The 22,761-nt window shown below is 74.8% G+C and carries 16 protein-coding genes; 14 read left to right on the forward strand and 2 right to left on the reverse strand.

The features are described from left to right. Positions 1-431: 431 nt before the first annotated feature. Complete coding sequence (locus WJM95_RS33110; RefSeq protein ID WP_339134483.1) at positions 432-3,554, reverse strand: acyl-CoA dehydrogenase; 3,123 nt, start codon at positions 3,552-3,554, stop codon at positions 432-434. 375 nt (positions 3,555-3,929) lie between these two features. Here WJM95_RS33110 and WJM95_RS33115 point away from each other — a divergent pair, with 375 nt between their 5' ends. The 14 genes from WJM95_RS33115 to WJM95_RS33180 all read left to right on the forward strand — a co-directional run bounded on the left by WJM95_RS33115 (position 3,930) and on the right by WJM95_RS33180 (position 22,318). Then, complete coding sequence (locus WJM95_RS33115) at positions 3,930-4,613, forward strand: ScbR family autoregulator-binding transcription factor (protein ID WP_339134485.1); 684 nt, start codon at positions 3,930-3,932, stop codon at positions 4,611-4,613. 683 nt (positions 4,614-5,296) lie between these two features. Continuing rightward, on the forward strand, positions 5,297-6,532 hold the full coding sequence (locus WJM95_RS33120; protein WP_339134487.1) for a cytochrome P450: 1,236 nt from the start codon (positions 5,297-5,299) through the stop codon (positions 6,530-6,532). 325 nt (positions 6,533-6,857) lie between these two features. Beyond that, positions 6,858-7,652: a ScbR family autoregulator-binding transcription factor gene (locus WJM95_RS33125; protein ID WP_339134489.1), complete on the forward strand. Its 795-nt coding sequence runs from the start codon at positions 6,858-6,860 to the stop codon at positions 7,650-7,652. Between the two features lie 1,007 nt (positions 7,653-8,659). Continuing rightward, positions 8,660-9,466 (forward strand): AfsR/SARP family transcriptional regulator, encoded by an 807-nt coding sequence (locus WJM95_RS33130; RefSeq protein ID WP_339134491.1) that lies wholly within the window; start codon positions 8,660-8,662, stop codon positions 9,464-9,466. A 293-nt stretch (positions 9,467-9,759) separates the two neighbouring features. After that, positions 9,760-10,704 (forward strand): SRPBCC family protein, encoded by a 945-nt coding sequence (locus WJM95_RS33135; protein ID WP_339134493.1) that lies wholly within the window; start codon positions 9,760-9,762, stop codon positions 10,702-10,704. Between the two features lie 404 nt (positions 10,705-11,108). After that, positions 11,109-12,536: a hypothetical protein gene (locus WJM95_RS33140; RefSeq protein WP_339134495.1), complete on the forward strand. Its 1,428-nt coding sequence runs from the start codon at positions 11,109-11,111 to the stop codon at positions 12,534-12,536. Next, entirely contained in the window at positions 12,530-13,624 is a 1,095-nt protein-coding gene (locus tag WJM95_RS33145; protein WP_339134497.1) for a 4'-phosphopantetheinyl transferase superfamily protein, read from the forward strand. The genes WJM95_RS33140 and WJM95_RS33145 overlap by 7 nt, the downstream gene beginning before the upstream one ends. A 121-nt stretch (positions 13,625-13,745) precedes the next feature. Then, a complete protein-coding gene (locus WJM95_RS33150; RefSeq protein WP_339134499.1) occupies positions 13,746-16,058 on the forward strand; it encodes a condensation domain-containing protein in 2,313 nt (770 codons plus the stop codon). Positions 16,059-16,291: 233 nt separating this feature from the next. After that, complete coding sequence (locus WJM95_RS33155; RefSeq protein WP_339134501.1) at positions 16,292-16,489, forward strand: acyl-CoA carboxylase subunit epsilon; 198 nt, start codon at positions 16,292-16,294, stop codon at positions 16,487-16,489. A 312-nt stretch (positions 16,490-16,801) separates the two neighbouring features. Continuing rightward, positions 16,802-17,779, forward strand: a complete 978-nt coding sequence (locus WJM95_RS33160; RefSeq protein WP_339136008.1) for an AfsR/SARP family transcriptional regulator — start codon at positions 16,802-16,804, stop codon at positions 17,777-17,779. 222 nt (positions 17,780-18,001) lie between these two features. Continuing rightward, complete coding sequence (locus WJM95_RS33165; RefSeq protein ID WP_339134503.1) at positions 18,002-18,853, forward strand: phosphopantetheine-binding protein; 852 nt, start codon at positions 18,002-18,004, stop codon at positions 18,851-18,853. A 160-nt stretch (positions 18,854-19,013) separates the two neighbouring features. Beyond that, positions 19,014-19,886 (forward strand): 4'-phosphopantetheinyl transferase superfamily protein, encoded by an 873-nt coding sequence (locus WJM95_RS33170; protein ID WP_339134505.1) that lies wholly within the window; start codon positions 19,014-19,016, stop codon positions 19,884-19,886. Between the two features lie 219 nt (positions 19,887-20,105). After that, the gene (locus WJM95_RS33175) at positions 20,106-21,095 is read left to right on the forward strand and encodes an ornithine cyclodeaminase family protein (RefSeq protein ID WP_339134507.1); all 990 of its coding nucleotides are present in this window, start codon (positions 20,106-20,108) and stop codon (positions 21,093-21,095) included. A gap of 401 nt (positions 21,096-21,496) precedes the next feature. Further along, entirely contained in the window at positions 21,497-22,318 is an 822-nt protein-coding gene (locus WJM95_RS33180; protein ID WP_339134509.1) for an AfsR/SARP family transcriptional regulator, read from the forward strand. A 183-nt stretch (positions 22,319-22,501) separates the two neighbouring features. Here the strand turns inward: WJM95_RS33180 and WJM95_RS33185 are convergent, their stop codons facing one another. Next, positions 22,502-22,759: an acyl carrier protein gene (locus tag WJM95_RS33185; RefSeq protein ID WP_339134511.1), complete on the reverse strand. Its 258-nt coding sequence runs from the start codon at positions 22,757-22,759 to the stop codon at positions 22,502-22,504. Positions 22,760-22,761 lie beyond the last annotated feature (2 nt).

Below are 22,761 nucleotides of genomic sequence, written 5' to 3' on the forward strand. Positions count from 1 at the left end.
GTGAACGGGGGGCGGGGTTGTTCTTGGTGAGGGTGGCCCTGTGTCGTTCAGTGTCGGGTGTCTGCCGTCGGCTGGTTCTGGGTGTGTTGGCGGCCTGACCGCGGAAATGCCTGCGGGGGTTGGTGTTGTGCCGCGGTCTGGTCGGTGGTTCGGTTCCCGGCTTGTGAATGTGGTGCGGGCCCGTCCGGGGTGGGGGCGGGCGGTGCTGTCTGGCTGTTTGGTCTGGCGTGGTGTGTTTGGGTGGGTGGGGTGGTGTGGTGTGGTGTCAAGGGTGTTTTAGGGGTGGTGCGTCAGGCGGGTGTGGGGGGTGCCTGGTGTTGCTGGGTGGGGGGGTGCGTCTGGTGGGGGTGCGTCTGGGGTGGTGTCGGGTGTCGTGGGTCGGTGCTGGTGCTGGTGCTGGTGCTGGGGTGTCGGTGTGTGGGGGTGGGTGTTTATGGGTGGGTGTAGTTGGTGAGGGTGGGGCGGTGGGTGGTGGTGATGGGGATGGCGTTGAGGTAGGGGGTGGGGAGGTTGAAGGCTTGGGTGAGGGTGGTCAGGTGGGGGGCGAGGGTGTGGGTGAGGGTGTCGGTGAGGGTGGGGAGTTGGTTGTTTTGTTGGGGGGTGAGGTGGTGGTGGGTGATCAGGTCGCCGGTGTGGGGGCGGAGTTGGTGGAGGAGGAAGAGGTGGGTGAGGTGGGTGAGGAGGGTTTTGGTGTGGGGGTTGGTGGTGTTGTGGGTTGCGTTGAGGAGGGCGGTGGTGGCGTGGTTGGTGGTGTGGAGGGTGAGCATTTCGAGGGCGGGGGTGGAGGCGTGGTTCCAGCGGCCTGCGGGGTTTTTGGGGGGTGCGTTGCGTAGTGCGGTGCGGGCGCGGGTGTGCCAGATGTTTTCGGCGTGGGTGAGGAGGGTGTGGATGTGGTGGGGGTTGGTGAGGTCGGGGGGTCCGGTGTGGGTGGGGGGTGTGGGGGGTGGGGTGTGGGGGGTGAGGAGGAGTTCGGCTGCGGCTTTGGCCCAGATGACGAGGTTGTCGCCTTCGGCGGTGATGGTGCCTTCGATGTAGTCGGGGAGGTTGGCGAGGTGGTTGACGGCGAAGAGGCCCTGGGCGCCGCAGCGTTCGCGGGCCTGGGTGGTGATGGTGCGGGCCTGCCAGGTGTTCCAGGCTTTGGTGATGGCGGTGAGGCGTTCGGCGTGGTCGCGGGTGTCGGGGGTGTGGTGGGTCCAGGTGTCAAGGGCGGTGCGGTGCAGGAGGGTCATGGCGTAGGCGGTGGCGATGGAGTTGAGGAGGGGGGCGTGGTGGGTGCGGTGGGTGTTGACGGTGATGCGTTCGCCGGGGCGGGGTCCGGAGACGTGGCGGTGTTCGCCGTACTGGACGGCGATGGTCAGGGCGGCGCGTGAGGCGCCGATGGCGGCGGCGCTCATGCAGAGTTTGCCGGTGGTGACGCGGGCGATGGAGCGCAGGAAGCGTTTGCGGCGGTTGCCGAGGCTGCTGGTGAGGGTGCCGTCGTCGGTGAGGTGTCCGTGGTCGGACTCGAGGAGGGCTTCTCGGGGCAGGGGGACGTGGTCGAAGGCGGTCAGGCAGTGGTCGACGGGGGCGGTGGGGCGCATGGGCAGGGGGCGCACGCGGATGCCGGGGAGGATGCCGGTCTCGTCGCTGAGGGGGGTCAGGAACAGGTAGACGCCTTCGTCGTGGCCGTCGATGATCAGGCGGGCGGCGACGACGGCGGTTTTGGGGCCGCCGGTGAGGCTGGTGTTGGGCATGAATTTCTGGGCGCCGGGGTGGGGGGTGTTGAGGATGAATCCGCCGCCGGCGGGGTCGTAGGTGGCGGTGGTCTCCAGGGCGGCGCTGTCGTTGCCGTGTTCGACCTCGGTGCACAGGAAGGTGCCGATGCGTTGCAGGGAGGTGTAGGGGGTCAGGTCGCGGTGTCCGGCTTTCTCGTGGTCCAGGAGGCTGCCGAGGAAGAGGTTGTAGTGGATGCTGGCGAGGGTGCACAGGCTTCCGCCGCCGTCCACGATCGCGGTCCATTCGTGCAGGGCGGCGAGCTGGGCGGGGTCGGTGGCCAGGGCTTGGGGGTCGTCGAGGGTGTCGTTGGCCATCCGCAGCCAGTCGTAGGCCTGGGCGGCCTGCTGGGCGGGGGTGCGTCCGGGCTGGTGGCGGAACGTTTCGTCCTGGATCAGCCGCCGCCACGGGCCGTGGATGCGCTCGCGTTCCTGGTCCTCGCCGAAGAGCAGCCGGGCCAGGTCCTCCGCCGGGGACAGCTCCCGCACCGGGGCCGGGTCCTGCGCGGGGGCGGGATCCGGTGCGGTGGCCAGGTCCTGCACGGGGCAGAGGTCCTGCACGGGGGAGAGGTCCTGTGCGGGGGCCGGGTCCTGCACGGAGGGGTCCAGCGCCGGGGCGAGGTTCTGGGCAGGGGAGGAGTTCTGCGCGGGGGCGAAGCCCCGTACGGGCGCGAGGTCCAGCGCCGGGGTCAGGCACTCCACGGGGGAGGGGCCCTCGACGGGCGGGGAGTCCTGCGCCGGGGCCGGGGCCTGCACGGTGATGAGGTTGTGCACGGGTGAGGGGCCCTCAATACGGGCGGGACTCTGCGCCGGGGCGAGACCCTGGACAGGGGAGGAGCCCTCGACGGGGGCGAGGTCCTGTACGAGCGAGGAGTCGTGTGCCGGGGCCGGGCCCACGGGTGTGAGGCCCTCGGCGGGCGCGGGGCCCTGAGCCGGGGAGGAGCCCTCGACGGGGGCGAGGTCCGGCGTGAGGGTGAGGTCCCGTATCAGGGTGGGGGCCTGTGCCGGGGCGGGTCTGTGTGCGGGCGCGAGGTCCTGCGCTCGGGCCGGGTCCTGCACGGGGGAGGGGCCCTCGGTGCGGGCTGGATCATCCGCCGGGGCGGGGCCCTGCGTCAGGGGGAGGTCCCGCATGGGCGGGGAGTCCCGTTCCGGGGCCGGGTCCGGTATGGATGCGGGGCGGCCCTGCACGGGTGCGGGGCTCTGCGCCGGTGTGAGGCCCTGAGTGAGGGTGAGGTCCTCGGCAGGTGCGAGGTCCTGCGCCGGGGTGAGGTCCTGCATAAGGGTGAGGTCCTGCACGAGCGGTAAGTCCTGCGCCGCGGCCGGGCCCCGCATGGGGGAGGGGCGCTCGGCGGGCGCGGGGTCCTGCGCTCGGGCCGGTCTTTGCGCGGGTGCCTGTGCGGGGGCGGGATCCTGCGCCGCGGCGGGGCCCTGTGCAGGGGTGTGGTCCCGCGTGGGCGGGGCGTCCTGCGCCGGGGTCAAGTCCCGGGCGGGGCAGGGGTGCTGCGCCTGTGCGGGGTTCTGTGCCGGGGCCGGCCCCTGTGCGGGGGCGATGCCCTGCACCGGGGCCGGGATCTGCGCGGGGGTGAGTTCCTGCGCGGGGTCCTGTGCGGCGGTGAGTTCCTGCGCGGGGGCGGGGTCCTGTGCGGGGTTTTTGATCTTTTCGAGGGTGCGTGCCTCGATCGCGCGGAGTTCTTTTCGCCGGTCGGCGTCCAGGCGGTCGGGTGTTTGTGCCTGTGGCGGCTGGTGTGCGGCAGGGCCGGCTGGGCCGTCCTGCACGGTCGGCTGGCTTGTCGCAAGGGCCATGACCCTTATCCCCCGTCGGTCGCAGATCCGGATGTGGACGTGCTGGACTCCCCAGAAGATACGGACCTACCGGTTTTCTTATCAAGTCAAAAAACAGTAAAGCGCGAGGCGTCCCGGGCGATCTTCACGGGCCGTTCAGGGGATCCGTAGCGGAATATCCGATTCTGCTGTCGACGGGTTGCTGCTCTATACCGCGCGCAAGGTTTTCTTCAGGTCCAGATCATTCGCCGGGCGGCCGCGGGAATGCGAACAATCCCGGTGTTACGGGGCGGCCCAGGGGTGTGGTTGATCGTGCGGAAGGGGGGTGGCACAATACAAACCTGTCGGTTTATTTTTGGTGGAGGCCGACCGGAGCCGATCGTGGAGGTGGAGGCCGTGGCGCTGCAGGAACGGGCCATCAGGACGAGGCGGGCCATCCTGGTCGCCGCGGCAGCGGTGTTCGCCGATGTGGGATACGAGGCGGCGACGATCTCGGAGATCCTCCAGCGGGCCAATGTCACCAAGGGGGCGCTGTATTTCCATTTCCCCTCCAAGGACGAGCTCGCGCAGGCGGTGCTGGCCGGGCAGCTGGAGTCGATCCCCGCTCCGCCGCCGCAGGAGCTGATGCTCCAGCAGGGCATCGACGAGGCGTTCCTGCTCGCGCATCTGCTGTCGGTGGGGGACCCGATGGTCCGGGGCAGTATCCGCCTGACGGTCGATCAGGGGGCTCCGTCCGACGGTCTGGACCGGCAGGTCCCGATGAGCGGGTGGATCGAGCACAACATCGACATCCTGGGCCGGGCGAAGGAGAACGGGGAACTCCTCCCGCACGTCCATGTCCCCGCGGCCGCGCGGATGTTCGTGGGGGCGTTCACCGGGGTCCAGGTCCTCTCCAAGATCATGACGGATCACGCCGATCTGCCGGAGCGGGTCTCGGACCTCCAGCGGCACCTGATGGCGAGCATCGCCGTGCCGGCGGTGCTCATGCAGCTGGACACGGCCGCCGACCGGGGCGCCCGGGTGCACGCCGCGGCGCTGCAACTGCGCGCGCAGGGCGGGGAGATCGCAGCCGCCGGCTGACCACCACCGCACCGCACTGCGGCGCACGCACGACCACCGCACAATCGCCGGGCGCACGGAACACGGCCGGGCGGCTGTCAGGTGCATGAAAGACGGCCGGGCGGCTGCCGGGGAGCGAGGGGCGGCCGGGCGGCTGCCGGACGGACGAAAGGGCGCCCGGACGGCCGCCGGGTGCGCGAAGAACGGCCGGCCTGCTGCCGGGTGTGTGCGGGGTGACCGGACGGTTGCCGGGGGAGCGGTTGCCGGCCGGCCGCCGACCCGGCGTACGAGCGGCGGCCGGGCAGCTGCCTGGTGTACGAAACGGCCGGGCAACTGCCCGGTGTACCAAGGCAAGGGCGACCGGGTGGCCGTCGGGTCTGCGAAGGACGGCCGGGCGGCTGCCGGACGGATGGGCGGCCGGACGGCTGCCGGGCGCAGGTGGAGACGGCCGGGCGGGCGCCCGGTGCACGGAAGACAGCCGGACGGCCGTCCGGTGCACGGGGAACGGCCGGGCGGTCGCCGGGTGCGCGCATGCGTGGCCGGGTGGTTGCCGGGGTGGGGGCCGCGGGCTGGTGGCGGCCGGTGTGTGAGGGACAACTGAACAGTCGCCGGGGGCGTGTTCGCGTGGCGCTCCCGGGTGGGGGAGGGGGTTTCCTCCCCCTGGGCACGTGCCGTTTGTGCAACACCGACCCAGGGAGAACGACGTGAGCGCGCCTGCTGTATGCCCGTATGTCCTGGACGTGACCGGGCGGGATCTGCCGGGAGAGGCCGCGATGCTGCGGGCCCAGGGGCCTGCGGTGCAGGTCCAGCTGCCCGGGGGGGTGGTGGCCTGGGCCGTGGTGGGGCAGCGGCATGTGGAGCGGCTGCTGACCGATGCGCGGGTCTCCAAGGACGCCCGCCGGCACTGGCCGGCCTTCATCGAGGGCCGGATCACCGAGGACTGGCCGCTGTATCCGTGGGTGGCCAACGAGAACATGCTCTTCGCCTACGGGGAGAGCCACACGCGGCTGCGCCGGCTGGTGGCGGGGGCCTTCACCGCGCGGCGCACCGAGGCGCTGCGTCCGCGGGTCGAGGAGATCACCGCCGAGCTGCTCGCGGATCTGGCGGCGCTGCCGGCCGGCACGGAGGTGGATCTGCGGACCGCGTTCGCCGAGGTGCTGCCGATGCGGGTGATCTGCGAGCTGTTCGGGGTGGTGCAGGGGGAGCCGACCGACGCGCTGTGCGCGGCGCTGCACAAGGTGTTCAGCACCACCCTGCCCGGCGCCGAGATCGAGGCGGCCCGCCTGGAGGCCTTCATGCTGCTGTCGCAGCTGGTGAAGGACAAGCGGGAGCGGCCCGGGGACGATCTGACCAGTTCGCTCATCGCGGCCCGGGACCGGGAGGACCGGCTGAGCGAGGCGGAACTGCTCGGCACCCTCTTCCTGATGATCGCCGGCGGGCAGGACACGACCGCCGCGCTGATCACCAACGCGGTGGGGGCACTGCTGAGCGATCCCGTCCAGCTCGGGCACGTGCGCGAGGGCCGGGCCGGCTGGCAGGACGTGGCGGCCGAGACGATGCGCGTGCACACTCCCGGCGCCTACTCGCCGATGCGGTTCGCCGTTAAGGACATCGACCTGGACGGGGTCCTCATCCGCAAGGGCGACGCGATCCTGGTCAACTTCGCCGCGGGCGGCCGCGATCCCGAACTCCACGGCCCCGACGCCGACCGCTTCGACGTGCTGCGCACCGGCCGCGACCTGCTCGGCTTCGGGCACGGCACGCACCGCTGCATGGGCGTCCCGCTCGCCGAGATGGAGGCCACCGGCGCCTTCGCCGCGCTCTTCGACGCCTTCCCCCGCATGCGGCTGGCCTGCCCCCCGCGCGAACTGCGGCCCATGTCCAGCTTCCTGATGAACTCCCACCGCGCCCTGCCGGTGATCCTCAACCCGCTCGACTGAAACACCGGCTCCCCGGACCCGCTGAACCGGGACACCGGCTCCCCGGACCCGCCGGACTAGGGCGCCGGGTCCCTGACCCGCTGGACCAAGACGCCGCGTGCAGACGGCGGGACCCTCCCCCCAGGCCGGGGGAGGGTCCCGCCGTCTGCGTCTTTATCTGGCCGTGCCGGTGCGGCGATGGCCGGGGCGGGTCTCGTCCTGCCCGGCATCGTCCCCTACAGTAAACGTACCAAGCGCGCGGTTTGGTAATGTTCGCGGGCCCCGGGGGCCCGGATGCAGGGGGGCGTGCGCGGCGGATGCCGCGCGGGCCCGGAAGGAGGCTGTGATGGTCAAGCAGGTGAGGGCGGCGCGCACGCGCCAGTCCCTGGTCCGCGCCGCGGCCGAGGTGTTCGCCGCGGACGGCTACGCCCTCGCCTCGCTGCCGGTGATCAGCAGGCGGGCGGGGGTCAGCGCGGGCGCCCTGCACTTCCACTTCGCCAGCAAGGACGCCCTGGCCGCCGAGGTGGAGTCCGCGGCCGCGGACTGGGTGCGCGAGCTGGCCGAACGCTGCCGCGAGGAGAACGGCGCCCGGCTCCAGCTGCTCATGCGCACCATGTCCGGCCTGCTGCTGGCCGTCGCCGGCGACCCGGTGGTCAGGGCCGGGTTCAGGCTCGGCGCCGACCCCTCCCGCAAGAGCGGGGCCGCCATGCTGGGCCTGTGGCACCGGTGCGTGCGCGAGCTGGTGCTCCAGGCCCAGAGCGCGGGCGAACTCGCCGAGGGAGTCTGCCCCGACGGCGTGACGGCCACGGTCGTGGCCGCCACCGTCGGCCTGGAGATGGCCGCCGCGATGGCCGCCGCGGCGGACGGCGCGGTGGATGGTGTGACGGCCGGTGCGATCGGCGGTGCGATGGGCGCCGCGCAGGACGGCGTGAGGGACGGTGCGGAGGGAGGCGCGGCGGACGGCGTGAGGGCCGGTGCGGCGGGAGGCGCGGTGGACGGCGTGAGGGCCGGTGCGGGGGGAGGCGCGGTGGACGGTGGCTGGCTGCCGGCCGGGCTCGTGGAGCAGTTCTGGTCCCTCGTCCTGCCCGGGCTGGCGGCCAGCCCCGAACGCGCCCTGGAATGGATGCCGCCCCGCACCTAGACCCCGGCCTGGCCCCCCTTCACGGCCGCCAACCCGGCCTGCGGCAGGCCGCCAACCCGGCCTGCGCCAACGGCCGCCAACCCGGCCTGCGCCAACGGCCGCCAACCGGGCCTGCGCCGCGGCCGCCGACCGGCCTGTGCCGACGGCCGCCAACCCGGTCTGCGTCAACGGCCGTCGGCACGGTCCTGCGTCAACGGCCTTCGGTGCGGCCCGTCATGGGGGTTGTGGGCACCCGGACCCGTCCGTCGCCGCAGCCTGCCGTGCGGCCGTCGGCACCTGCGCCGCAGCCGTCAGTACGGCCTGCCGCGCGGCCGTGAGCGCCCGCGCCCCGTCTGCCCGGGTGCAGCCACCGTGTGGCCGTGAGTGCCTGCGACCCATCCCGTCGATGCAGGCTGCGCCGTGTCCGTGAGCGCCGGTGCAGCCGCACGGCCGGCCCCTCCCTGTACCGTAGTTGGGCCGTTCCCGTACTGCGGCCGGCCGTCCGCCCCCGTACCGCGCAAGCGGTCCGTTCCGGCCTCGCGGCCAGGTCCGTCCCCGTGCCGGGGCCGGCCCGCCGTCCCCGTGCCGCGCGGGCGGCCGTCCGTAGCGCACAGGCGGCCCGTTCCCGGCCGTGCGGCCGGCTCATCCCCGTACCGCGGCCGGGCGGTTCCCCTGCCGCGGCCGGGCCGCCGTCCCCGTATGCACGGGCGCCCCCCGGCTGCGCGGGCCTGTCCCCGTACCGCGGCCGGCCTGTCCCCGTACCGCAGTTGGGCCGTTCCCGTACCGCGGCCGGCCCGCCGCCCCCGTGTGCGCGGGTGCCCCGTCCCGCCCGCACGGGCCCGTCCCGGCCGCACGGGTCCGCCCCCGGCCGCCGCCTGGTCGTCCCCGGCCGCGCGGCCGGCCGTCCTCGTGCCGGGTGCGGGAGCAAGCAGGGTTTCCGGTTTCCCATTGACATACCGCGCGTGCTGTTTTTTACTCGGGGTGCAGTGGACGACACTGCGGAACTGCGTCAGAAACGGGGAGACGGCGTGGACATCGACGTACTGGGCACACTCGCCGTGCGGCACAACGGCGTGTCCGTCACGCCCACCGCACCCAAGCCCCGCCAGGTCCTGGCCCTGCTGGCGCTGCGGGCCGGGCAGGTCGTCCCGGTGGGGGTGCTGGCCGAGGAACTGTGGGGCGCCAGCCCGCCGCGCAGTGCCCGCGCCACCTTGCAGACCTACATCCTCCAGCTGCGCGAACTCATCTCCGCCGCCCTGGCCGGCGGCGCCCACAGCCCCGCCGGCCGGCGCCGCCAGGCCAAGGACGTCCTGCTGACCGTCCCCGGCGGCTACCTCCTTCGGAACGGCGACGGCGTCAGCGACGTCCGCGAGTTCGAGCGGCTCGCCGGCAGCGGCTACCGGGCCATGGACGCCGAGGACTACCCCCAGGCCGCCCGCCTGCTGCGCCAGGCCCTGGACCTGTGGACCGGGCCCGCGCTGGCCGACGTCCACACCGGCCCCCAGCTGCGCACCGAGGCCAAACGGCTCGAGGAGAGCCGGCTGTGCGCCCTGGACCAGCGCGTCGAGGCCGACCTGCGCCTGGGACGCCACCGCGAACTGCTCGCCGAACTCACCGTGCTGATCAGCCAGTACCCCATGCACGAGAGCCTGTGCGGCCAGTACATGCTCGCCCTCTACCGCTCCGGCCGCCGCGGCGAGGCCCTGGACGCCTACCAGCGGCTGCGCGCCACCCTGGTGCGCGCCATGGGCCTGGAGCCCTCGCCCGCGCTCGCCAAGCTCCAGCGCTCCCTGCTGATGTCGGGCCCCAGAGCCTTCCGGCCCGCCCCGCCATGAGCACACCGGCGGCCCGCACCGGCTGACCCACCCCGCCCGCTCCCACCCCGCCCGCTCCCGCCCTCCTGCTTTGCGCGGCCCGTCCCGCCGTGGGCGGGCCGGCCGCCCGCACCCGCGCCGCCCCGTTCCCGCCCGCCCTGCCCCACCGGCTCGTCCTGCTTGTTGAGGGTGTTGGTGGCCGGCACGGGCTGATGCGATGCGCGGCACTGCCGCCCGTGTCGTTCCACCAGGAATCGAGCACCGCTCAGCTCTGGCCGTGCAGCGTTGATCACACCTGGAGGAGAGGAGCGCGCATGCCGTCGCAGCGATGGCACTCCGCCCGGCACACCGTCCCGGTCGCGGCGCCCGCCGGCGTCGTCTACGGCCTGCTCGCCGACGCCCCCCGCTGGCCGCTCCTGCTGCCCTCCTGCGTCCACGCCGAACGCGTCGACTCCGACCGGGCCGGGGACAGCCTGCGGCTGTGGCAGCTGCACCACGGCCAGGTCCGCTCCGCGCTCGTGCGCCGCGCGCTGCACCCGCGCGAGCGCAGCATCGCGTTCGAACTGCGCGACCCCCTGCTGCCCGACGCCCCGGCCCGCGGCGGCTGGAACGTGTCACCCGGCCCCGCCGGCCACTGCCGGCTCACCCTGCACCAGGAACACCACCCCGCCCCCGGACAGGCACCCGGGACCCTCGACACGCAGGTCCGCGCCGAACTCGCGGCCGTCGCCGAGGCCGCCGAACGCTGGGACCGCCTGGACGAACTGCTGTTCTCCTTCGAGGACAGCGTCTACGTCTGCGGCTCCCCGGAGATCGTCTACGACTTCCTCTACCGCATCGCGGACTGGGCCGACCTCGTCCCCCACGTCGAACACGCCGAGGTCACCGAGGACCGGCCCGGCGTGCAGAGCACCGTCCTGCACACCAGCGACCCCGACACCGGGGACACCGTTCTGTCCCGGGCCGTACGGCTGTGCTTCCCGGCCGCCGGACGGATCGTCGACAAGGCGACCGTGACCCCCGACCTCGTCGCCGCCCACTGCGGCGAGTGGTACCTGGAACCCGACGCCCGCGGGGTACGGGTCGCCCGCACCCACCAGGTGATGCTCCGCGAGAGCGCCGTGCAGCGCGTTCTGGGCGCCGGGGCACTGCCCGTCGACGCCCGCCGCCACGTGCGCGAACAGCTGACACGCACCAGCACGCAGACCCTGACCCTGGCGCGCTGGCACGCCGAGAGCGCCCTGCGCCGCCTGAGATGAGCCCACCCGGCAACCCCCGCCCGACAGCCACGGCCACGGCCACGGCCCCGGCCACAGCCACAACTGCGGCGGCGGCCACCGGCGACCGTCCGGCCGCCGTGCGGCGGCCACGGCGGCGGCCGCCGCACAGCGGGCGCCCCACGACGAGGAGGAGATCGGCGATGGCCCCCACCCGGCCGCACCGTCAGGCCGGGCGGCCCCCGGCACCCCGGACACCCCTGGCCCAGGCCCCAGCTCCGGAACCGGACTTGACCCAGGCTCCGGCTCTGGCCCCTGACCAGGCTTCGGACTTGGCTCTGGCCTCGGCCCTGAGCCCGGCCCCGGACTTGGCCCTGGCCCCGGTCCCGGCCCCGGTCCCGGCCCCGGACCTGGCCCCGGCCTCGGACTTGACCCAGGCTCCAGCCTTGGTCCTGGCACCGGACCTGGCTTCGGACCTGGCCCCGGCCTCGGCTCTGGGCCTGGCACCAGACCCGGCCTTGACCCCGGTCCCGACCCCGGACTTCGCCTCGGTCCCCGACCCGGCCTTGACCCCTGCTCCGGCTCCGGCCTCGGTCCCGGACCTGGCCTCGGACCTGGCACCGAACCCGGCTTCGGCACCGGTTTCGGCCCCGGCCGGTGCGGCGCAGTACGCGGCGCGGCTGCAAGCACTGCTCGGCGACCCCCGCGATGCCCGCAACCCCTACGGCCGTGCCGCCCTGCGGGCCGCCGGGGCCGCGGGTGGCGCCGGTCTGCCCGCCCCGCCCGCGTTCCTGCCCGGCGCCGGCGACGTGCCGGGTGGCGCCGACGAGCTCGCCCGCGCCCTGCGCCCCCTCTTTCGCCGCGACCTGGCCCTGGCCCACGCCTGGAGCATCCGCCCGCTGCTCACCGCCCCGGTGCCCCACCCGGCGGCCGCCCTGCTCGGCCCGGCGGCGCTGCTCGCCGCGGCCGGCGGTGTCCTGCTCGGCGCGGCCCGCATCGTGGAGGGCCTGGGCCGCCACCAGACCGCCGCCCGGCAGTGGCGCCCGGTCCTGGCCACCGTCTTCGCCGACCTGCTGGCCTGCGAGAGCCTGACGGCCACGGCCCTGCGCACCTGCCCGCCGGCCGGCCAACCCTCCACCACGGAGGCGGAGTTGCTTGCCGCCGTCACCGGATACCTGGTGCCCCGGCTCGCCGTCGAACTCCTCGGCGATCTCGAACTGGTCCTGAACGAGTGCGGGTTCGACGCCCACACCGTCGAACGGCGCACCCTGGCACGCCTGGTAGGGGACCGGGAGTTCGCCGGGGCCGGCCGGAGAGCCACCAACGCCGCTCAGGCCCGCATCGTCGAAGGGCTCGGCGCGTCCGGCGGCACCGGATGGGACGACGGCCCACGGCTCACGGCCCTGTTCCACGACACCGCCACCACCCTCGCCGCCACAGCGGGCACCACAGCACCGGCCGGTGCCGGTGTCTGCCCGCCGCCCGGTGCCGACGATGACGACGCTGCCGCCGGCGCGCTCGCCCGCTTCGGGCGCCGGCTGGCCACCGAGCGGCGGGCACTGCGCACCGCCTGCGCGGCCCAAGCCGTGCACGACCCCGCCGACCCCGCGGCGCGCGCCCTGGCGGACCGTCAGGCCCTGCTGGTCCTGGCCACCGCGACGACAGCCGTACGGGAGGCGGCCGCCGCGGCAGGCCTGCCCTTCCTCGGCGACGCCGGCTGGACGCTGCCGGTGCTCGGGCGGATCACCGTACGGCTCGGCCTGCCGCTGCCCACCGCGATCCCGGACGCACAGCCGCGCCTGTGGCAGGAACTGGCCCGGCGCGCCGCCGACGGCGTGGACTGCGACCTGTACGCGACGAGGCCGGCATGGTGAGCGACAGCGGGGCACCGTACGACCCCACACCCCCGCAGGACCGCGTACCGCCGTACGACCCCACGCCGCTCTACGACCGGCAGGCACCGTACGACCGACGGGTGCCGCAGGGCCGCGTACCGCCGTACGACCCCACGCTGCCGTACGACCGGACGCCGCCCTACGAGCAACGGGCGCCGCAGGAAGGGCTGTTGCCGCAGGACCGGCCGGCAGCGTCCGCTCGGCCGGTGCCGCAGGACCGCGCACCGGCGTACAGCCTGCCGGCACCGCACGACCTGCCGGCGCCGCAGGACCGTATCCCGGCATACGACGTGCCCGGTGGGCCGAGCGGCCGTGTTCCGGTGTTGCCGTCGTTTCCGGCGCCGTGTCATGTGGCCGGTCCCGACGGGCCGTGGGAGGAGGTGCAGGAGCGGGTCGAGGAGAGCGGGCGTGCGGTGGTGCACACCACCTGGGGCCAGTGGCTGACCCCGGCCCTGCTCGATCCGGGACTGCGCACCCTGCTGGGCCGTGACTGGCCCCGCTACCGGCAGCATCCGGCCCCGGCCGGACGGCTGATCCTCGCCGTGTCCCGGACGGTCCTCAAGCACACGGCCGCCGCGGCCCTCCAGGTCCCCGCCGGCCGGCTCGACCTGGCCGTGCTGCCGGGCGGGCGGCCCGTGCTGCGGGGCCTGGGCGCGGACCTCCAGGTGAGCCTCACCCACACCGACGAGCTCATCGCGGTCGGCGTCAGCCGTACCGGGCCGATCGGCGTGGACGCCGAACCCGCGGCACGCCGGATCTCCTTCGAGGCACTGAGCGAGCACGTGTGCACCGCCGGGGAGGCCCGCCTGCTCGCCGCCCTGCCCGAGGAGGAACGCACCGGCGCGTTCCTGCGCCTGTGGACCCTCAAGGAGGCCTACGCCAAGGCGCTCGGGCACGGCATGCGGCGCCGGTTCTCGGCCATCGGCTTCGAGTGGAACGCGACCGGAACTCCCCGGCTGGCCGACGACACGGCGGGGGAGTGGGCCTTTGCCACCCATCTCGTCGATGAACGCTACCTGGTCAGCGAGGCGTACCACCCGGCACGCCGGGGTCCCGGGCCGCGGTGAGCGGACGGGCCGGGTGGGGGCCGCGGACCCGCGGCCCGGCCGTGCAGAAACGATTCGAAAAGGAGGTCGGGGTGATCGGCGGACTCTGCTGCGGCAAGCCGTCCGGCACCCCGGGGGGTGGATGAGGAGTCATCACTGGCACGACGGCGCCGTTCTCGCCGTCGTGCACGAACCGCCGGGCACCCACGACGGTGCACCGCTGGTCCTCGAACTGTGCGGACCGGCCCGCACCGACGCCGAGGCGGTCGCCGCCCGCGTCGCGAGAAGCCACCGCGCCTACGACGTCGAACTCGACGACACCCCCAACCCACCCGACACCCCCGGCCAGTTCGGCACACCCGAGGTCCCCAGCCCGTCCGGGGCCCCCGGCACCCCCGACGCCCCCGGCGTTTCCGGTACCCCCGACGCCCCCGGCGTTTCCGGCACGCCCGGCACCCCCGACGCTTTCGGCACGCCCGGCACGCCCGGCGTATCCGTTGCATCCGGCGTGCCCGGCCTGCCCGGTGCTTCCGGTGCTTCCGGCGGTGTGCCGGAGCCCGGGGGGCGGGGGCGTCATGTCCTGCGGCTGACTCCCCTCGCCCCGGGCACCCCGGGCACCCCGGCCGGTCCGGGGGGTGGGGGTTCGCCGTTGTCCGGGGATCTGCTGGCCGATCTGCTGGCGCCGCTGGTCGCGGGCACCGTCGCGGTCGGCGGGCACCAGCGGGCGCTGCTGGAGGCGGCGCTCGGCGCCAGGGGCGGCCCCGGACGCCTCGTGGAGCAGATCCACTGGGACTGGACCGGCCCGCTGGACCTCACCCGCTTCACCGCCTCCTGGCAGTCCGTCGCCGAGCGGGAGGCGGTGCTGCGCGCGTCCTTCGACTGGACCGGCACCCCCCGCCTGGTGCTCCACGACCGTGCGGCCGTCGAGGTCGTGCACCACCCGCACACCGGCGGCGGCTGGGAGGAACTGCTGCGCCGCGAGCGCGAGCGCGGCTTCGAGCTGTACCGGCCGGGCCTGCTGCGGGTGTCCCTGCTCCAGGGGCCGCCGCCGGATCCGGCCGGCCCCGCCGGCACGGCGCCCACCCGGCTGCTGGTGACCTACCACCGGGCCCTGCTCGACGAGCGCGGGGCCCGGCTGCTGGTGCGCCAGTTCTACCGTTCCTACCTCGCCGGCGGCGTGCTGCCCGGCGCGGACCGGCGGCCCGACATCCGCGACCAGGCGTCCTGGCTGGCCCGCCAGGACCCGGCCGGCGCACGGGAGTTCTGGACCGCCGCCGCACCGCCCGCCCGTGCCGCCGTCAGCCCCGCCCGCCCCGCGCCGCTGCTCCTGCACGCCGCGGGGACGGGCCGGATCCAGCGCCGGCTCGGCCCGGCGCAGAGCGCCCGGCTGCGGTCCTGGGCCGCGAGCCGCGGCGCGGGGGAGAGCAGCGCCCTGCACTTGGTGTGGGCGCTGCTGCTGTACCGGGCGGCCGGGACGACGGGGCCGCTGCCGGTGGCCTTCGGCGTGCACCTGTCGGGACGGGACCTGCCGCTGCGCTCCGCCGCCGGGGTGCCCGGACTGCTGGGCGACGCACTGCCGATGACCGTCACCGTCGAGGCGTCCGCCCCGCTGGCGGACCTGCTGCTACGGGTGCGGGACGCGGCCCTTGACCTGACCGCCTACGCCTGGGTGAGCGGCGAGCGGGTGCGGGAGTGGAGCGGACGCGCCCCGGGCTCCCGCCTCACCGAGACGGCCGTCCGCTTCGACACCCATCCCGGCCTGCCCCAGAACCTGCGCCTCCAGCTCGCCGCGCAGGGCATCGGGGTGGGCGCCCCGCAGAGCGCCCAGGGCGCCACCACCGTGCCCCTCACCCTCCTCGCGCACCACGACACCCAGGACGCCCTCGTGCTGGACGCCCTCTACGACCGCTCCAGATTCACCGACACCGACGCCTCCAGCACCCTCGCGCAGGCCGTGCAGCTGCTGCACGGCCTGCCCGGCCGCCCGCACGAGCCGGCCACCGTCGCCGACGCCCTGGACCTGCTGGACAGCGCACAGGTCCCCGCCATCGCACCGCCCCCGCCGCCCGCCGCCGGCCCCACGCTCGCGGTGCTGCGGGCCGGGGACCCCGAGGCGGACCTCGTCTGCCTGGTCACCGTCCCCGGCGTCACCCCCGGCACCTACAACGCGTTCCTGCGCCAGTACGAGGGACCCGAACGCATCGTGTCGCTGACCGCCACCGCCGCGCAGGAGCGGATGCCCCCCGACGCCCTGCCGGAACTGCTCGGCGACGGAGGACGGCTGACCGTGTGCGGCGCCGGACCGGCCGGCCCCGCCGCCCACGAGATCGCCCGCGGCGCGGCACACCTGCTGCGCCGTCCGCCGGCCGTGGTCATGACCGGGCTCGGCGGCGCCGCGGAGAGCGCGCACGCACTGTCCCGGGCCCTGCTGGCGATCCGCACCCGCAGCACCTGACCACCACCCGCACCCCCAGGGGCGCCCGGGCCGCGCGGACGGCCCGGGCCACCCGCCTCATCGGGCTCACCCCTCTCCGCCCGGCCCGCCCGAACCACCCCAGCCACTCGAACAGTTCGGGCCGCCCGCGCCGCCCGCGCCGCCCGCGCCGTCCGGAGGCGTCCGGCCGTCCAGCGGGCCGAGAGCGTTTCTTGAGCGGCCTGGCCGAGGGTGGCGCCCAAAGAGGAGGCGTCATGGGTGACACGAACCCCGGCCGGCCGGCCCTGCGCGTCGAGCGGGGCACCGCGACCGAGGAGGAACTGGCCGCGCTGACCGTCGTACTGCTGGCCCTGCGCGCCCGGCCCGCCCGCGAGCGGACACCGGCCCCGCCGGCCGGCGGCCCCCGCTGGTGGCTGCGCGACGGCCGCCGCGCAGTGCACGGCCGGCGCTGAGACGACCGCCCGGCACACAACGAGAAGACCTACCGGTCTGTTTGAGGAGAGGTCAGGCACGGATTCCGGTCTACTCTCCCCGGGCCCGCACCCCCGGACCCGGGGGTGCATACCGGCCCGCAGGGGTGCGTACGGGACGCGAACACGGCCGCTTTCCCGGGGGAGTTGCATGTCAGCGGCCGTCATCGAGGACCGCTGCACAGCCGCTGGAACACTCCTGGAAACAGGGCGATCGGTCTCGTATTGACATACCGCCTGCGCTGTTTTTTAATCGTCGGAGTGTCAGCAGCGCACGGGGACAGGGGAGACGGCGTGGACATCGACGTATTAGGTGCACTGGACGTGCGGGAGAACGGGGTGTCCGTCGCCCCGACGGCACCCAAGCCCCGCCAGGTGCTGGCCCTGCTGGCCGTGCACGCGGACCGGGTGGTGCCGGTCGCCTCGCTCATCGAGGAACTGTGGTCGGGCCGCCCGCCGCGCAGCGCCCGCACCACCCTGCAAACCTACGTGCTGCAACTGCGCGAACTCATCGGCGCCGCGCTGGCCCGCACCGCCGCACCGCAGCCCGCCCCCGGTCACGGCAGCCCCGGTGTCGGACCCGGTGGCGGTCCCGGTCCCGGCTCTGGTCCCGGTGGCGGTCCCGGGCGCCGCAGTGCCAAGGACGTCCTGGTCACCCTGCCGGGCGGCTATCTCCTCGCCGCCGGCGGCGGCACCAGCGACGTCCGCGAGTTCGACCGCCTGGCCGGACTGGGCTACCGGGCCATGGACGCCGGCGACTTCCCGGGCGCCTCCCGTCACCTCGGCGCCGCCCTGGACCTGTGGTCGGGGCCGGCCTTCGCGGACGTGCAGACCGGAGCCCAGCTCGCCATGGAGGCCAGGCGCCTGGACGAGAGCCGGCTGTGCGCACTGGACCAGCGCATCGAGGCCGACCTGCACCTGGGCCGGCACCGCGAAGTCCTCGCCGAACTCACCGTCCTGACCAGCCGTTACCGCAACCACGAGAACCTGCACGCCCAGTTCATGATCGCGCTGCACCGCTCGGGGCGGCGCGGCGAGGCGCTCCACGCCTACACGCACCTGCGCACCACCCTCGGCCGCGACCTGGGCCTGGAACCCTCCCCGCGGCTGCGCCGGCTCCAGCACTCGATCCTGATGGCCGCGCCCGAGACCGCACCCACCCCGCCCCGCGCCGCCCGCGCCGGATACCGGCCGGGCACCCCACAGAGCACCCCACAGAGCACCCCACAGAGCACCGCACAGAGCGCCGCACCCCAGAGCACCGGCCGCTAGGCCCCCGGGCCGGCCCGGGCCGGCCGGGCCTGCTCCGGCAGCAGCGATAGGGCCGCTCCCACCTCGCCCCGTATCGCCCCGCCCCAGCCCGTCCCGCCTCGCTTGCCCGCGGCCCGCTTGATGTGGCCTGGCCCCGGCGGGAGTTTCGTCTTCACCCCTGTGCAGGGGGGGAGGTACCCCCACCCGGTCCGAAGGCCGGGGCAACCACGAAGGGACGACCTGATGACCAGCGAGCCGACGGCATCATCCGACGGCCACGGAGACATCCTCGCCGAGCTCACCGCCGTGCTGGCCGGTGTCGTGCACGCCGCCCCCGACCGGGTCGACCCCGAACAGCCCTTCTCCGTCCTGGGCCTCGACTCCCTGCTCACCATCGAGTTCGTCTCGGCCATCGGCCGGAGCTTCGGTGTCCGGATCGCCGGCGCGGACCTCTACCAGTACGCCACCCCGGCCCTCCTCGCCCGGCACCTGGCGGCCCTGCGCCGGGGCACGGAACAGGCTCCCGCGGACCGGGACCCCGGTGCGGCGGCCGCGGTCCTGGAGGTGCTGCGCCACCAGCTGGCCCGGATCCTGCACTGCGACCCGTGGGAGATCGACGGCGGCGCCTCCTTCGCGGAACTGGGCATCGACTCCATCCTGGCGGCCGACTTCGCCGCCGGCGTCAACCGCGCCTACGGCCTGAGCGAACGCCCCGTCACCGTCCACGAGCATCCCGGTCTCGCCGCGATGGCCGCCTACATCGCCTCCCGCACCCGGGACACCCCGGCCCCCGCGGCACCAGCCCCCGCCACCGCCCCGGCCCCCGCAGAGGCACCGGCCCCCCTGGCACCAGCGCCTGCGGCGGACCGTGCGGCGGCGGACGGTGGGGCGGCGGACCCCGGTGGCGGTGTGCCGGCCGCCGTGCCCGCGCCGCCGGGCCCGCCGGAGGCCGCGGTGCCGCGCCTGCCGGCGGCCGCGGTGCGGGAGCGGCCCGCGCTGTCCCGGCAGGAGGTGCTCGCGCTCCTCGACGCGGTGCGCGGCGACCGGATCGGCGTCGACGAGGCCGCCGCGTTCCTGTCAGACCGCCAGACCTGAACGGACACCGCACCCTTCGCGGAACCGGCCCGCCCCGGGCACGCCGACGGCGGCGGCCCCGGCCGGCTCCGCGCCTGCTTTCGGCCCCGGCGGCACCGTGCCGCCCCCTCGCCCCGTCCGCAGCGGGACGGCGAACCGAGACGGACTGGAACCCCACACGATGACCCTCACCGCACCGGGGCCGCCCGGCGCCGGCAGTGCCCCGCACCACGCGACGGTGCCCCCGGTGACGCTGTGGCTGTGCCCCAACGACGCCCTCCCTCCCGCCGTCGCCGGCCTGCTGGCCTCGCACTGGCTCGACGAACGCGAGAACGCGACCGCCGCCCGGTTCCTCTTCGAACGCGACCGCCGGCAATACCTCGTCGCCCACACCCTGGTCCGCCGCGCGCTGGCGCTGGAGGCCGGCCTCGGCGAGGCCGAACTGGTCATCTGGCGCTCCTCACGCGGCCGCCCCTTCCTCCAGCCGCTGCCCGGCGGCCTGCCCAGAGGCGGCGGCCACCTCGACTTCAACCTCTCCCACGCGGGCGGCTACAGCCTGCTCGGCATCGTCCGCAGGCAGCGCGTCGGAGTCGACGTCGAGTGCCTGGACCGGGAGGCGGGCGCCCTGGAGACCATCCTGACCACCTTCACCGCCCAGGAGCAGCACTGGGCCGCCCAGGCACCCCCCGGGCGGCAGCGGGACCGCCGGGTGCTGCGGCTGTGGACCCTGAAGGAGGCCTACTCCAAAGCCCGCGGACTGGGACTGGGGCTGCCCTTCGACGAGTTCGCCTTCACCCTGGACGACGACCGGGGCGTGCTCGCCTTCCAGCCGCCCCCCGACGACCTCGGCGGACGCTGGAGGCTGCTGGAACTGGAACCGCTGCCCGGCGTGCTGGCCGCGGTGGCCCTGCCCGCCGACGACGGCCCCGCCCCGCACCTGGAACTGCACCAGGGCTTCCCCTGGGACCGCTCCGCCCCCCGCACCATCACCCTGCCCGAACCCGTCGGCGCACCCCACCCCACCGCCCCCACGCCGGCCGCCGCACCACTCTGACCCACCCCGCCCCGCCCCTCCTGGCACACCGCGGGACGGGACGCCGCGGGACGGGGCGGCCGTGTGCCGGGGTGCCTGCCCGCCGGCGGGTGCGGGCGCGTACGGATGAACGTGCCCGGCGGGCACCGCGTGTCGGGACCGGGCGGCCGGGGCGCGGCGCCGACGCTGAGGGGCGGCGCGGCTGCCGGCCGCACCGCCGGTGCCGGGAGGCTGAAGCGCATGCTGGTTCTGGGCCGCTCGCAGGTCGAGTCCCTGCTCTCCACCGACGCGCTGATCGACGCCCTGGCCTCGGCGATGGCGGACCTCAGCACGGGCCGCGCCTCGGTGCCCGCCCGGGTCGCCGCCCGGGTCGCCGACCGCGACGGGTTCCTGGCCGCCATGCCGGGCTTCCTGCCCTCCTCCAGGGTGCTCATGACCAAACTGGTCTCCCTCTTCCCGCACAACGAGGGGACAGCACGGCCCACCCACCAGGCGCTGATCGTGGCGTTCGACCCGGACACCGGCGAGCCCGCCGCCCTGCTGGACGGCACGGCCATCACCGCGGCGCGCACCGGCGCCGGCTCCGCGCTCTCGGCCCGGCTGCTGGCCCGCCCGGACGCGCAGGTGCTGGCCGTGCTGGGCACCGGCGTCCAGGCCCGCTCCCACGCCCGCGCGATCTGCCGGGTCCGCCCGATCCGGCAGATCCGCGTGGCCGGCCGCGACCCGGCGAAGGCCGCCGCACTGGCCGAGGAACTCTCCGCCGTGCTGGAGGCCGACGTCCTGGCCGTCGCCGGCTACGCCCAGGCCCTCGACGGCGCGGACATCGCCGCCGCGACGACCCACGCCGTCGAACCCGTCATCCGCCGCCCCTGGCTGACCCCCGGGGTGCACATCACGTCCGTGGGATTCAACCCGGCCGGCCGCGAGATCGACGACGCCACCATCGCCGAGGCACTGGTGTGCGTCGAATCCCGCCAGGCCGTGCTCTCCCCGGACTTCGGGGGCAGCAACGACCTGCTCGCACCCATCCGCGACGGGCTCATCACCGCCGGGCACGTGCACGCCGAGATCGGCGAACTCCTCACCGGCAGCAAGCCGGGACGCACCGCACCCGACCAGATCACCCTCTACAAGTCGGTCGGCGTGGCGGTGCAGGACGCCGCGGCCGCGGCCCTGGTCATCGCCCGCGCCCGCGAACGATCGGTCGGCGAGGAACTCACCCTGGACTGACCCCGCCCCCAGCCCCCGGCACACCACCCCTGCACCCGCACCCCGCACCCCATCCCCGCACCCGCATCCCATCCCCGCACCCCGCACTTTGCACCCCGTCCCCGCGTACGGCCCGGGCCGTATCCACATCCGTGCCCGCGACCGGAAAAACAGGGGTGTTTGCCGGGCGGGAGCGCCCGCCGTTCCCGGGGCCGGAGCGGAATGCGGAGTTCATCTCGGGGCGGCGGGCGGGTCTCCCGCGCACCGCCGGAGCGGCGCGCACCACCTCGTGTGGAGCACCGCTGGAGGACCGCTACAGGAAAACGCTCGGGGGTCACGGAGACGGCTAGCGTGCCTAGCGGCGGAGATTTCCGGCCACAAAAGGAACTGGACGAGGAACTCGACGAGGTGGGGAGGCCACCATGGAGATTCAGGTTCTGGGTCCGTTGAGTGCCGAGGTCAACGGGGGATCCATCGTTCCGACGGCGGGCAAGCCGCGACAGATCCTGTCGCTGCTGGCGCTCTATCCCGGACGGGTCATGCCTGTTCCCACGCTCATGGAGGAACTCTGGGGAACCGAGCCTCCGGCCAGCGCACTGACGACCCTTCAGACGTACATACTCCAGCTGCGCAGACGGCTGGGCACGGCCATGGGCCCGGGCGCGCCGTCCGGCGCCAAGGACATTCTCGCCACCCGGCACGGCGGCTACCTGCTCCAGATCGACCGCAGCTGCGTCGACGTGCACGCCTACGAGGAACTGGCCCGCCAGGGACAGGCGGCGTTCGTGGAGGGCGACGACCAGGTGTCCGCGGCCCGGTTCGGCGCGGCACTGGACCTGTGGACCGGGCCGCCGCTGGTCGACGTGCGGCTCGGCCCCGTCCTGGAGATCGAGGTGATGCGGCTCCAGGAGAGCAGGCTGGTCACCGTGGAGCGGCGCATCGACGCCGACCTGCGGCTGGGCCGCCACGCGCAGCTGATCGCCGAACTGACCGAGCTGACCGCCCGCCACCCGCACCACGAGGGCCTGCACTCCCAGGTCATGGTGGCGATGTACCGCTCGGGCCGGCAGGCCACGGCACTGGAGGTCTACCGCAGGCTGCGCATCCGGCTCATCGACGAGCTGGGCGTGGAACCCTCCCCGCAGCTCCAGCGCATGCACCAGGCGATGCTGGCCGTGGACCCGCAGCTGGACATGCTCGCGGGACCGCGCCACGGCTCGACGTTCGACCTGTTTGCGGCCTGAGCGACGGCCCGCCCGGCCCCGGCCCGACCGGCCCCCCGGCCGGGCCGTCCTGCCGTCCGGCCACCGGACGCCCGCCGAACCGGCCCGTACGGCCCAGACGGCCCGTACGGCCCAGACGGCCCGTACGGCCCAGACGGCCCGTACGGCCCAGACGGCTCGTACGGCGCGTACGGCGCGGGCGGGTCAGAGGGAGCGGGCGGCCGCCCGCAGCCGGGTCAGCGTCTTCCACAGGGCCCCCGGTGTGGCGAAGGTGTCCAGGGACAGGACGTCGTCCACGAAGTGCACCGCGTAGGCGCCCTCCAGGGAGCTCAGCAGCTCCACCGCGCCCAGCGAGTCCAGGCCCGAGAGCCTCAGGTCCGTGTCGGCCTCCAGCGGTTCCCCGGCGCCCAGGAACGGCAGGTACTCACGCAGCAGTTCCTCGAACTTCTTGTCCCAAGCCATCG

The organism is Streptomyces sp. f51, assembly GCF_037940415.1.
Lineage (GTDB): Bacteria > Actinomycetota > Actinomycetes > Streptomycetales > Streptomycetaceae > Streptomyces.

Coding starts and splice junctions, on each gene's coding strand:
- WJM95_RS33110 (WP_339134483.1), bottom strand. CDS start 3,554: ATGGCCCTTGCGACAAGCCAGCCGACCGTGCAGGACGGCCCAGCCGGC.
- WJM95_RS33125 (WP_339134489.1), top strand. CDS start 6,858: ATGGTCAAGCAGGTGAGGGCGGCGCGCACGCGCCAGTCCCTGGTCCGC.
- WJM95_RS33135 (WP_339134493.1), top strand. CDS start 9,760: ATGCCGTCGCAGCGATGGCACTCCGCCCGGCACACCGTCCCGGTCGCG.
- WJM95_RS33145 (WP_339134497.1), top strand. CDS start 12,530: ATGGTGAGCGACAGCGGGGCACCGTACGACCCCACACCCCCGCAGGAC.
- WJM95_RS33150 (WP_339134499.1), top strand. CDS start 13,746: ATGAGGAGTCATCACTGGCACGACGGCGCCGTTCTCGCCGTCGTGCAC.
- WJM95_RS33155 (WP_339134501.1), top strand. CDS start 16,292: ATGGGTGACACGAACCCCGGCCGGCCGGCCCTGCGCGTCGAGCGGGGC.
- WJM95_RS33165 (WP_339134503.1), top strand. CDS start 18,002: ATGACCAGCGAGCCGACGGCATCATCCGACGGCCACGGAGACATCCTC.
- WJM95_RS33170 (WP_339134505.1), top strand. CDS start 19,014: ATGACCCTCACCGCACCGGGGCCGCCCGGCGCCGGCAGTGCCCCGCAC.
- WJM95_RS33175 (WP_339134507.1), top strand. CDS start 20,106: ATGCTGGTTCTGGGCCGCTCGCAGGTCGAGTCCCTGCTCTCCACCGAC.
- WJM95_RS33180 (WP_339134509.1), top strand. CDS start 21,497: ATGGAGATTCAGGTTCTGGGTCCGTTGAGTGCCGAGGTCAACGGGGGA.
- WJM95_RS33185 (WP_339134511.1), bottom strand. CDS start 22,759: ATGGCTTGGGACAAGAAGTTCGAGGAACTGCTGCGTGAGTACCTGCCG.